This is a genomic window from Fictibacillus solisalsi (assembly GCF_900103485.1).
GTDB classification, from domain to species: domain Bacteria; phylum Bacillota; class Bacilli; order Bacillales; family Fictibacillaceae; genus Fictibacillus_C; species Fictibacillus_C solisalsi.
Genome location: NZ_FNHW01000001.1, coordinates 242,217 through 254,835, shown reverse-complemented (window position 1 = coordinate 254,835; position 12,619 = coordinate 242,217). Strand labels below are relative to the sequence as shown.

9 protein-coding genes are annotated in these 12,619 nt (G+C 45.6%); 1 reads left to right on the top strand and 8 read right to left on the bottom strand.

What is annotated here, in order from left to right:
• Positions 1-1,788, top strand: coding sequence for an oligoendopeptidase F (pepF, locus tag BLT53_RS01290; protein WP_090232179.1), 1,788 nt, complete (start codon positions 1-3; stop codon positions 1,786-1,788).
• 106 nt (positions 1,789-1,894) lie between these two features.
• Here the strand turns inward: pepF and cypC are convergent, their stop codons facing one another.
• From cypC to BLT53_RS01250, 8 genes are all read right to left on the bottom strand, one after another.
• Positions 1,895-3,169, bottom strand: a complete 1,275-nt coding sequence (gene cypC / locus BLT53_RS01285; RefSeq protein WP_090236619.1) for a CYP152 family fatty-acid peroxygenase CypC — start codon at positions 3,167-3,169, stop codon at positions 1,895-1,897.
• Positions 3,170-3,243: 74 nt separating this feature from the next.
• A complete protein-coding gene (locus BLT53_RS01280; RefSeq protein ID WP_090232177.1) occupies positions 3,244-4,902 on the bottom strand; it encodes an alpha-keto acid decarboxylase family protein in 1,659 nt (552 codons plus the stop codon).
• Positions 4,903-5,021: 119 nt separating this feature from the next.
• Entirely contained in the window at positions 5,022-7,505 is a 2,484-nt protein-coding gene (locus BLT53_RS01275) for a transglycosylase domain-containing protein (RefSeq protein ID WP_170834190.1), read from the bottom strand.
• Between the two features lie 223 nt (positions 7,506-7,728).
• Positions 7,729-8,241, bottom strand: a complete 513-nt coding sequence (locus tag BLT53_RS01270; RefSeq protein ID WP_090232174.1) for a hypothetical protein — start codon at positions 8,239-8,241, stop codon at positions 7,729-7,731.
• 155 nt (positions 8,242-8,396) lie between these two features.
• Complete coding sequence (locus BLT53_RS01265; protein ID WP_090232172.1) at positions 8,397-8,882, bottom strand: DinB family protein; 486 nt, start codon at positions 8,880-8,882, stop codon at positions 8,397-8,399.
• Positions 8,875-9,336 carry a GNAT family N-acetyltransferase gene (locus BLT53_RS01260; RefSeq protein ID WP_090232171.1) on the bottom strand — a complete coding sequence of 154 codons (462 nt, stop codon included), beginning with the start codon at positions 9,334-9,336 and terminating at the stop codon, positions 8,875-8,877. The genes BLT53_RS01265 and BLT53_RS01260 overlap by 8 nt, the downstream gene beginning before the upstream one ends.
• Before the next feature lie 159 nt (positions 9,337-9,495).
• The gene (locus tag BLT53_RS01255) at positions 9,496-10,947 is read right to left on the bottom strand and encodes an MFS transporter (RefSeq protein WP_244520326.1); all 1,452 of its coding nucleotides are present in this window, start codon (positions 10,945-10,947) and stop codon (positions 9,496-9,498) included.
• Between the two features lie 168 nt (positions 10,948-11,115).
• Positions 11,116-12,597 carry an MFS transporter gene (locus BLT53_RS01250; RefSeq protein ID WP_244520325.1) on the bottom strand — a complete coding sequence of 494 codons (1,482 nt, stop codon included), beginning with the start codon at positions 12,595-12,597 and terminating at the stop codon, positions 11,116-11,118.
• Between the last annotated feature and the right edge of the window lie 22 nt (positions 12,598-12,619).

Sequence of the window (12,619 nt, the reverse complement as noted above, 5' to 3'; positions counted from 1 at the left end):
ATGACAGCCTACCAATCAAGAAAAGAGGTTCCCGTTCAAGAAAAATGGAACCTGAACGATATTTACCCTTCTCTTCCTGAATGGGAGAAAGATTTCGAAACGGTAAAAGAACAAGCCCAAGAATTAATGAAGTATGATGGAAACATTAATTCCGCACAATCTCTGCTGGAGTTTCTTACAAAACAGGAAGATCTTTCTCTCAAGTTTAACAAGGTTTATGTCTACGCTATGCTGAGCGTGGATGTCGATACCCGTGATTCCCAAGCTCAGTCCCTGCTTGACCGGGCCAAGCATGCCGGGGTAAAAATCAGTTCGGCGACCTCCTTCTTTATGCCTTTCCTTTTAAGCCTTGACGAGGAACAATTAAAAGCGTACATCGCAGAAGAAGAAGGACTGCGATATTTTGAAGAAGACTTGTTTGATTCGTTCCGCTACAAATCCCATATCTTGAGCAAAGAGCAAGAACAAGTTGTTTCCCGCCTCGGAGAAGCTCTCTCTTCCCCAAGCGGTACATTTAACATGATTAACAATGCCGACATCCAATTTGGCGAAGTCACAAAGCCTGACGGCGAAAAAGTAGAACTGACACGCGGCATGTATTCCAAATTAATTGAAGATGAGAACCGCAATGTACGGAAAGAAGCGTACAAAGCCTACTACAAGCCCTACTTATCTCTTAAAAATACCGTTGCTTCGACGCTTTCGGCGGCCATCAAAAACAATGTAGCCGTAGCAGAAATCCGAAATTATCCGTCCGCTCTCGAAAAGGGGCTGTTCGGTGATAATGTTCCAAAGGAAGTGTACGAAAACCTGATTCGAACGACCAAAGAAAACATCGGTTCCATGCACCAATACAGTGCGCTTCGAAAAGAAAAGCTAGGACTTGATGAACTCCGCCAATATGACTTGAGCACGCCGCTAGTCGCTGGCATCAAGCTGGATATCTCATATGAAGAAGCTTATCAAACGATGCTGAAGGCGCTCGCCCCGCTGGGCAGTGATTATGTGATAAAGCTCCAGGAATTTAAAAACGCACGGTACATTGATGTTCGGGAAACGCCCGGAAAGCGTTCCGGTGCCTACAACCTCGGATTATACGGTGTACATCCGTTTGTACTGCTCAACCATCAGGACGATTTGGACAGCTTGTTTACCCTTGCCCACGAGATGGGCCACGCCATGCACAGCTATTATTCCAATAAGCATCAGCCAAAGATCACGGCAGGCTACAGCATTTTTGTGGCTGAGGTGGCTTCCACGGTCAATGAAGTGCTGCTGATTAATTATTTGCTCAATAAAGAAGAAAATCCTCAAATCCGTAAGCATCTTTTGAATCATTTTATCGATCAATTCAAGGGCACTCTCTTTACGCAGGTCATGTTTGCAGAGTTTGAGATGAAAACCCACGAGCTTGCCGAACAGGGGCAGCCGCTGAATGCGGAGGTTTTCTGCCAGGTCTATGAACAGCTGTTCAGGGAATACAACGGAGAAACCGTGGTATTCGATGAGGAAGTAAAATATGGCTGGTCTCGCATCCCTCACTTTTACCGTCCATTTTATGTATACAAGTACGCAACCGGATTTGCCTCTGCCATTCATCTGGCGACAAAGATCCTTGAAGGAGATATAGAAACCCTTGAAGCGTACCTGGAGTTCCTGAAAAGCGGAAGCTCTGATTATCCGCTCGAGCTCTTGAAAAAGACGGGAATCGACCTTTCAACACCGGAGCCGATCGTCAATGCGCTGAATCGATTTGGAGAGCTGGTCGAGGAATTTTCACAAGTATAATTAGTTAACATAATGAGGAGTTGGACTGGAAGATTCCGTTATGCCCAATTTCATCAAACAGACGAAAACAGCCCATCTATGGGCTGTTTTCTCTTTTTCCTCTTTTTTATACTGTCGATTGGCTTTTTATACTTACTCCCTGAATGATGAATCCGCTCTCCGGATAAGTAGGCATTCGTGAAAGGCTATAGCTTAAATTCTGATCCATTGGTACGTTATAGATCATTTCATTCGTTAAGAACGATAAGCTCGTTTTCATGACTTGAATCGTTGCCATTTCACCCGGACAGCGGTGCCCGTTGTAATAGTCTCCCCCGCCCTGAGGAATCAGGTCAAACATACCACCGGTCCAGTTCCTGAATCGTTCCGGATTAAACGCATAAGGCTCTTCCCAAAGCCGGTTATCGTGATTGGTCCCGTACACATCCAGTAGAACAAGCTGCCCTTTTTCAAACGTATGGCCCTTCCATTCAAATTCATTCTTCACTTTTGCACCCAGGAACGGTGCAAACGGGTAAAAGCGTCTCACTTCCTGTACAAACATCTGAACGCTCTCTTCATCCCCGCTTTGCAGCTTTTCTTTCCACACATCATGCTCAAACAAAGCAAGGGCACCAAACGTAATGTAGTACGTGATCGCTACAATTGGACGCAATATATTAATCAGTTCAACAGCTGCAGTATGTTCATCCAGATGTTTTTCCTTATGGTCACGATGCCAGGCCATTTTATGAAGCGCCGTTCCTTCAATCGGTTCCATTCTTCTGTGGCGGATCTCAATGATCAGCCCTTTAAAATAATCTTCCATCTTTTTTCTTGCCTTGCGCCCTTTCTGATGCCTTGGTCCAACCGCACCAAACGCTTCAACCATCGCCATAAAATCCCGGGCCAATGGCTTTACCTCTATGGCATCAATCGGAACACCAGCCCATCGGCAGGCTACACGACATAGTATTTGCTGCGCTTCCTCAAAGAGAACCACCTGATTCATTTTCGCCCACTCGGAAGCAGCGAGCCTCCATTCCTCTCTTGTCAGCTCGGCAAGCTGCTGCAGCCTTTCTTCCGTCATCAAGGTCATAAATAGCTGCTTGCGGTGTTCATGCGCCTCTCCATCCAGCGTTTGAATGGCATTTTCACCAAAAAGGGATTTTTGAATTCGTTTTGGTACAGCCCCTTTCCTTTCAAATCTTTCTTTGTCATAAAAAGTCGCCGCACCCTCTTGTCCGCCAACGCAGACGACCTTCTGCCCCAGCAGGCGGGTCTCGAAAAGGTCCGACTTAAATTTCGACCGGCGACTCGGAATATATTGATACCCTTCCTGTATAAGAGCCAGACTGTGGTCCAAGCCTTCTTCCTTCGGTATGTTTGACTGTTCGCTCATATTCTTCCACATCCTTTCCATTGAATTTCTCTTTAAACGTTACCCTCGTTTTTGATTTTGCAACCAACAAGGCGTTACTGTTCCATCTTCTCCCGCATCTTTTGCAAATAGGCCGGCGCATCCATAGGGTCGTCCACAACGAGCTCAATCAGGCAGAGCTGTTCACCGTTTACCTTTTCCACTTGCGAAATGACTTCATCCAATTCTCCGTTTGTTTTTACCTGTGCGGTAAACACGTCTCTGCCAAAAACCTCCGGCAGTTTGGTATACTTCCACATCGGAATTTCATTGTAGGTTTGTTTTTCCACTTTCACCTGGACATTCAGGTATTTTTCGATGGTATATCCGTCATTGTTCAAAACAAAAATAATGGGTTTACAGTCATTCTCAAGCATCGAGCTGATTTCCTGGACCGTCAGCTGTATTGAACCATCCCCAGTAAAGAGAAGGACTCGCCGGTCCCTTGCCGCAATGCATGCCCCAAAAGCGGCCGGTGTGGCGTATCCAATGCTTTGCCATCCTCCTTGAGCAATATAGGTTGCCCCTTTTGGGAGCCTCACCTGTGACATCCCATAAGAAAGGGTGCCTGTTTCCGTTACAATGACATCATTCTCCTTCAGCATGTGCTGAATCCTTGGATAATAGGAGGCTGCCCTGATTGGTTCCTCTGCTCCTCCTGTAACGGTGTCATACGGAAACGAAGTCTCAGGCAGCTTTCCTTCCTGCTTGAATCCTATATCGCTTAATTCCCGGATAAAATCAGCAGCCTGGATCTTCATGTAGCTTGCTTCTCCCACTTTAACGGAGTTCGGCTGTATTTCCACCACTTTGAGCGGATCAAGCTTGATGGTATTTTTTGATGTATTCACATCTGACCATAATGCTCCGACCGCGATGATTACATCAGCACCTTCAACAATCTTTGTAACTTCCTGGTCTCCAAACGCCCCCCCATATACCCCTATGTACTGTGGATGGCTTTCATCAAATGCGCTTTTCCCCTGCATGGCAGAAGCGACGGGTACGTTCCATTGCTCAGCCAGCCGCTGCACCTGATCCTGCAGGCCGTACCTAATCGTTTTCATGTCCGTAAGAATAACGGCATTTTTTGCGCCCGCCAGTAACGTTTTGCCGTGTGCAATCGCCGCTTTTAAAGCAGAGTCTTTTGTGCTCTCACCTACGGTTTGTTTTTCAGAAGAGATGATGGGCTGTGTGACCAGATCAATGGCAACACTTAGATAGACCGGTTTTTTCTTTTTCTTTGCCACTTCAATGGCAGCCGGTATTTCCCGTGCGGCGTTTTCCGGTGTCAAAACCGCTGTATAAGCAGTGAGGTTGTCATATACTTTCCGAAAGACATCAAAGTCCCTGTCCATCAGCGTATGGTGAGCAAGTGCCTTTTCCTCCTGCATGGCTGACTTCGGAGAACCTACAATGTGAATCACCGGGACGCTTTCACTGTATGAACCCGCAATCGCATTGCATGCGCTCATTTCTCCCACTCCAAACGTCGTAATAAGTGCTGAGATTCCGTTCAGCCGGGCATAGGCATCTGCCGCATAGCCAGCGTTCAATTCATTTCTATTGTTGACAAACTGAATCCCTTCATAATCTTTCAGCGTATCAAGCAAAGAAAAGTTATAATCTCCCGGTACTCCGAAAATTTCTTGAATTCCTTCTTCCTTTAAACAATCCAGTAAATACGATCCCAATGTCCTGCTTTCTGTCAACATGCTCACTCCTTTAATCGTTCATCTCTACTCTATGTATATACCCAAACCTTTTCATGCTAATCCCCTGCTCAGCCTATAAAAAAAGCAGATTTCCGTAAATGGAAATCTGCTTCTATCGTTTAATTGCTCGTATCTGACTGGGCTTTATTGCGGTTGCTGTTTACGCTATTTGACTGTATCGTATCTTTTTTCGGAGGTGTGGTTGGCTCAGTGGGTTTGTCAGGTTTGTTTTCATCCTTTGGCGGAGTGGTTGGCGTGTCCGGTTTATCCTGCTGGCCATCATCCTGTCCGTTATCTCCTCCCTGGTCCGTTCCTCCGTCCTGATTGGTTCCGTCATCCTGGTTGTTGCCGTCATCCTGGTTGTTGCCGTCATCCTGATTGGTGCCACCTTGCCCGTTGTCACCATTTCCTCCCTGATCGCTGCCTCCCTGATCATCTTTTGGCGGTGTAGCTGGTGTATCAGGAGCAGTGGTTGTTTCATCATCTTTTGGCTTCTCTTGATCCGTTTTCTTTTCTTCTTCTTTTTTATCTTTTTCCTTATCGGCCTCTTCTTCCTTTTTCGCCTCTTCAGATTCATTCGAATCCGATGTATCCTCATCACTTTTTGCGTACTTCGGCTGTGCTAAAGCCGGTACCGAGGTTCCCTGAACATACAGCTCTGAGCCTCGCGCTACTACTGAACCCGGTTTTTCAAAATCAGCTGTCATTTTCCCTTGCGAAGCATGGGACACAAGCTGCTTGAAAATCAGCTTGGCAATCACTTGATCATCTTTTCGCACATAGGTGTTAGACCCGGTTTTGTCATACCCGGTCCATACGGCTGCCGTATAGCGGGTAGTATAGCCGACAAACCAGGAGTCACTCGAACCATTTCCATACACACCTTGCGGCAGGTTGGTTGTACCTGTTTTTCCGGCAACATCAAGTCCCGGGATCTGAGCCATCCGGCCTGTTCCTCTGCTCACTACGCTCTTCAGCATATCGGTTACCATATAAGCGGTATAGTCGCTCATCGCTTTTTTCGGTTTATGTTTAATCTCGCGGACTTTACCGTTTGGATATTCGATTTTTCGAAGAGTTGTCGGCTGATTATAAACCCCTTGGTTTCCAAAGGCAGAAAATGCGCCTGCCATTTTCAATGGCGACACACCGGTTTCAAATCCGCCGATCGCATATGATGGATAAATCTTATCCAAACCAAGCCCCAGATTATTGGCAAACTTCTTCGCATTATCTTCACCAACCGCCTGGAAGGCTTTAATGGCCGGGATATTGTAGGACTGAACAAGCGCTTCTCTCATGGTAAGCGTACCATGGTAGGATTTATCCCAGTTCTGCACTTGTTTGCCGTTGATTTCAAGCGGTTCATCCCTGATCGGTGTATTCGTAGACCACTTCAAGTATTCAATCGCAGGACCGTAATCCAAAACAGGCTTAATGGTCGAGCCCGGCTGTCTCTGCGTATCGGTAGCATAGTTAAATCCTCTGGACACTTGTTCTTTTTCGCTCAGACGGTTTCCGCCGATCGCACGGATCTCACCGGTTTTTGTATCAAGAAGTACGACACCCGCCTGGAATTGATCGTCTGGATACACGACATAATCATCGGTGCTCAGAATTTTTTCAGCCTGTGACTGGGCATCAGGGTCCAGCGTTGTGTAAATTTTCAGGCCGCCCTCAAACAGATCTTTTTCAGAGATGCCTTCCTTTTCAGCGTCATCAATTACCTGCTGTAGGAACGCTTCATATCTCGGGCCTGACTCCTCTTTTTGTTTAACAATCATCTTCTTAATTGACTCAGCCTGCGCCTTCTCTTTTTCCTGCTCTGAAATGTATCCGTTTTTTTCCATTAGTGACAGAACAACATTTCTGCGTTCTTCCGCCAGATCCGGATTCTTCACGGGATCATAGCCGTTCGGTCGCTGCGGCAACCCGGCTAGGAGCGCGATCTCGCTGGTTGTCAGTTCATCGAGTGACTTATCAAAATAAACTTTTGCCGCTGTCTTTACTCCATACGCTCCGTGGCCAAAATAAATCTTGTTTAAATAGAATTCGAGAATTTGATCTTTGGAGTATTCCCGCTCAAGTTTCAGAGCGAGATAGGCTTCTTGTATTTTCCTCGTCACCGTTTTTTCCGGTGACAGGAAGGAGTTCTTGATGACCTGCTGGGTAATGGTACTTGCTCCCTCTGAACCAAACCCGTGTGTAATGTTTGATAGTATCGCACCGGCTACACGTTTTGGATCGATCCCCGAGTGCTTATAAAACCGGACATCCTCTGTCGCGATAAAGGCATTTCGCACGCGGGGTGGAATGTCCTTGATTGATGCATAATCCCGTTTTTCCTTGCCGTTGATCGATATGACCTTTTTGCTGTTCATATCATACACGGTAGAAGAGCTTGCATATTTTAAGTTTTGTGCATCCAATTCCGGGGCATTTTTGATCATTGAAAAGACCGTGATGCCGCCTCCAACGACTATGACAAGAAAGAGAACAAGAAAAGTTACTGCAGTGTATGTTAGGAATTTTCGAAAACGCTTTGGTGGCTTTTTGTTCTGTTTTCTTCTTTCCATTCTTGAAGCTGAATTATTCTTTTCCATCATAACTCTCCTTAAATTGTTCCATGTTATTTCCTATGCTGAAATAGTTAATATTATCCTGAACACCAATTTTATACTATTTTCATAGATAATCATACGAATATCACCCGGAAATGTTACAACTTTATTACAAACAGGTAAGAAGCACTAGATTTATCCAATTGTTTACATGATATGCATTTAAAAAAGAACAAGAACATGAAGTCATTTCCCGTTATGTGCTTTAATGGTATTCCGGCTGATCCGCAGAGGTCCGCAGCGGATGTACAGGATAATAAAATGATAGATTGCGATAGTTCCAGGCATAACGGCTTTTCTTAAAATAAGAACGGAGCGGGACTGTTTTCATTTTCCCGCCTTCTATCCAAATATCCTTATCCCTCGGTTTCTCACTGTCAAAACCAAATTCCAGCTTATTTTTATCGTAAACCATCGAATCTTTAGTGGTGCTTTCATACAGGTTATTCACTTGAGCCAGGTCAGCATGATATCTGCTGAAATGCTTTGATATTTTAAAAACATAAATTTGGTGAGGGGAACCTGTGATGGCGAGCGAATATGGACTGTTTGCACCAGGTGCAGATTGATAGTTTCGTGTGTTGAGTTCTTCTGCTTCCCTATTAATCGCCGTTTTCAGTGCCTCACTTTTTGACTGATATCCGTAATGTACCACAGCTAAATAAAGGGAAGGAACAGCTAAAACCAGAAGCAATATGATGAGCCATTTATCATTCACACCAACTTCTCCTTCTCGTTTCGGTCACTGGATGTGCAAAGAATGAATATTCAAAACAATCCCATGTCCTCTTGTTTCATTCCTCATTTTACCACAAATTTCCCTATATATTGTAAAAAAAGAAGCCTTTCTGTAAGAAAGACTTCTCGGGCGCTTTATCGTTTGGAAGGCCATGAACCCTGGAGTTTTCGAAGCTGGATAATCTGTCCGGTATGAAACGAATCATGCCGTATAAGGCTGGAGATATAATTTCCCATAGGTTCACCATCAGGAAGAAGGGTATCAAAATCTTCGTCATGTTTGGTTCCTACAATACTCAGCAATTCCTGCTGAACGTCTTCTAACTTTGAAACAGTCCGCTGCCAGGCCTCCTCATCATGAGGAAAGTCTACTCTAAACGTTTCGTTGTTGGTTTGTACGCAATCTGACATCTCCTCATCTTTTAAATAATGCAGGAGCTGTCGCTTGTAATACAGCAAATGATTGGCTGTCTCCCAGATCGTGTTCACCCCTTCCCCTTCCGGCCGCCAGCTTGCCTGTTGGGCAGACAAACCTTCGAGAGCGGGCTTTAAGGGAGCATACCAATCTCTTTGATCATACGCGTGCTCCATCTCACGCACTAACAGTTCAAATTTACTCATTGTTCTCCTCCTTTAACTCCCAATACACCATATCTCCCTCTTGTCCGGTCCGTTTCATCTCCAGCTTCTCCAATACGCGTACCGATGGACCATTGTCACTGAGGCATTCTGCAATAATCCTTTTGACACCATTTCTGGTGAACGCCCATTGGATCAGTTTTTCAACGGATTCGGTCGCATATCCCTGATTACGGGCAGCTGGTTCAAACCCGTACCCGACTTCCACCTTTTTTTCTGCATCCGGCTTTCCTTTAAATCCGATATCCCCAACAATACGGCCGGTTTCTTTTTCCGCTACCAGCCAAACGCCCCAGCCGTATTCCTCAGGATCCTGATCCAGCTTTTTCAAATGAGAAGCAATATGTCCGCCCAGGGGATATTCATCCTCTGACAATGAGGCCACATAGGGACGCGTACATGGTATGAGGGTTAATCGCTTTGTTTCCAGCTTCATGGATTTAGTTCCCTTTCTCTTCAAGTCGTTCTAAGCCTTGTATGTATTCTGCTTTCCTCCCGTAAATCCTTTTTTGGATTTTGGAGGAGGACAAGAGTCTGTAAATCCCAATATCAGGACAAAAAAAGACTGACCGAACTCGCCGGCAGCCTTTACTCACTATTTAATTATGCTTTTTACTTGTTTCGGAGCATGATCCGGTACTTCTTCCTCCCACCATAGGGCTTCTTCCGGATTTTTTAACACTTCTTCTACTTCGGCCGGCTCCTCCACTACTGGCAGTGAACCGCGAAGTGATCGGCCAGCTGTCTCCTTGACGAAAAAAGCAACGACGATAATTCCGATGATACAAACAGCCATTAAGTAATAGGCCGGAATCATATTATTGTTCGTTTCTTTAACGAGCCAAGCGACAATCAGCGGTGTGGTTCCTCCAAATATAGAAGTGGACACATTATAGGTTAACGCAAGCGAGCCATACCTTACATTTGTGAAAAATAAAGACGGCAGTGTCGCCGGAAGCGTTCCTTGAAAGGCGGTCAGCAGGCAGCCGAGGATCAGCACTCCCCAAAAGGCATTGATACCATTGCTGTTTCCGGCCAGCATAAATGCCGGGATGCTGAGAATGATCGTTAAAATCAGAGCTGAAATCAGGATCTTATTCCGCCCGATCCGGTCCCCTAAATAACCCATCCCAATAACAAACGGTATCATGATGACCATCACGATAAGAATAAGCAGCAATCCTTTGGTCTCGCCATAGCCAAGCTGCTCCGACAGATAGGACGGCATATAGGTTAATACCATGTAAACGATTGTATTGTAAAAGAGGACAACCCCCACACAGATTAATAGTGCTCTCCAGTGATTTATGAATATTTCTTTGAGGGAAGACTTGTTTTTGCTTTCCTCTTTTTCTTCCTCCATTGCCTTAAATGCTGGCGTTTCTTCCAGATGGGAACGGAAATAGAGCCCGATCAGTCCCAGTGGCGCTGCAATAAAGAATGGTATTCTCCATCCCCATTCTAGCATCGTTTCTGAACCGAGAATGAAAGTTAGCAACGTAACCAGACCTGAGCCCGCGATATAGCCGGCCAGTGTGCCGACTTCCAGGACACTGGACATCACACTTCGCTTTTTATCAGGTGTGGATTCTGCAATAAACGTCATCGCCCCTGCATATTCTCCACCAGTGGAAAATCCTTGAACGAGGCGGGCAACCAGCAAGAGAATGGGTGCCGCTATACCAATGGACGAATATCCGGGAATCAGGCCGAGAGCCAATGTGGCAATGGCCATCATGATCAATGTAATGGCCAGCACCTTTTTCCTTCCCAAACGATCACCCAGTATTCCGAATACAATTCCGCCGATCGGTCTGGCAATAAATGCGACAGCAAAGGTCGCAAACGCATAAATGACCTGCGCGGAAGGGTCAACTTCCGGGAAAAACACTTTACCGATAGTCACTGCCAAATAGGAATAAATACCAAAATCAAACCATTCCATCGCATTGCCAAGTGAAGTTCCCAAAATCGACTGCTTCGCAATTTTCTTATCTACTACTGTAATATCCCCTTTTTTTAATTTCCTTTTAACTCCTTTACCCACGGCGTGCCTCCTTTTAATTTATAGAAATTTTAGTTACTTTACTAAACCATTTCCCTAAACCGAACTTTATTAATCATTAGGCAAGCCTAATGACCCAATCATTCAGCAAGCTTAATGACCCATCAACAAAAGCAGAAAGGCCGCCTGTTGTACCGGCAGCCTTTTTCATTATTGAAGATTGCTTACATTTTTCTGCTGAGATCCCAATAATCCAGGAGAAATACCTGCTTGCTCTTCTCTTTTCACCAGTTCTTCTTTCCACCAGAATGCTGTTTTTGGATCAAGTCCTGCTGCTTCGCTTTCGTGCTCCACTGTAGGCTTGGAGCCCCTCAATGACCGGCCCCCTGTTTCTTTTACAAACAGAGTGACAACAAAGAGACCGATCACACACACACCAATTAAAAAGTAAGCAGGAAGCATATTTACGCCAGTGGCTTTCACTAGCCATGCGACCATTAGCGGCGTGGTGCCGCCGAAAATGGAGGTGGACACATTATAGGTAAGTGCCAATGAACCATACCGTACCTCTGTAAAAAACAAAGATGGCAGTGCGGCTGGCAATGTCCCTTGGAAGGATGTGAATAAACAGCTCAGCACCAAAAGACCAATAAATGCTCCCACGCTTGAACCTGTATCCATCAAGTAGAATGCCGGAATGCTGAGAACAATGGTACCGATTAAACCTGCAATGATCAGCCGGTTCCTCCCAATACGGTCAGCCCAGCGTCCCATGAGCAAAACACAGGGAATCATCGCGATCATGACAAACAGGATAAGGACGAGGCCTTTCATTTCCCCAAAGCCAATTTGTTCTGACAAGTAGGATGGCATATACGTAAGAATCATATAGTTAACGGTGTTATAAAAGAAAACCACACCAATGCAGATGAGCAGAGACCGCCAATGGTCTGTAAAAATCTTCTTCAGGGAGGCTTGATCCTTTCTTTCTTTGGTGGTTTCCTTCATTTCTTTAAATGCAGGAGTTTCTTCAAGATGTGAACGGAAATACAAGCCAATCATGCCTAACGGAGCTGCAATAAAGAATGGAATTCTCCAGCCCCATGCAAGCATGGTTTCGGATCCCAGCAGAAAAGTAAGCAATGTTACAAGGCCCGATCCGGCGATAAAGCCGACAAGGGTACCTACTTCAAGGAAGCTCGACATAAAGCTCCGCTTTTTATCAGGGGTGGATTCAGCAATAAACGTCATAGCACCCGCATACTCGCCTCCTGTGGAAAACCCTTGGACCAGACGGGCAATCAGCAGTAAAACCGGAGCGGCTGCGCCAATGGTGGCATAGCCGGGGATGAGGCCGATGCTCAAGGTGGCAACGGCCATCATGATAAGTGTGATGGCAAGGACTTTCTTTCGGCCTATACGGTCACCCAGCATTCCAAAGACCAGACCGCCGATCGGCCGGGCAATAAATGCGACAGCGAACGTTGCAAAAGCATAGATCAACTGGACAGAAGGGTCGATTTCAGGGAAAAACACTTTGCCAATCGTTACTGCCAGATAAGAATAGATCCCAAAATCAAACCATTCCATGGCATTACCGAGAGACGTTCCAAATATGGACTTCTTCGCTATTTTTGTATCTACAACCGTGACATCTTCCTTGGTCAGCTTATTGATTTGTCCTCTTTCCACACCGTACCTCCTCTTAATACCG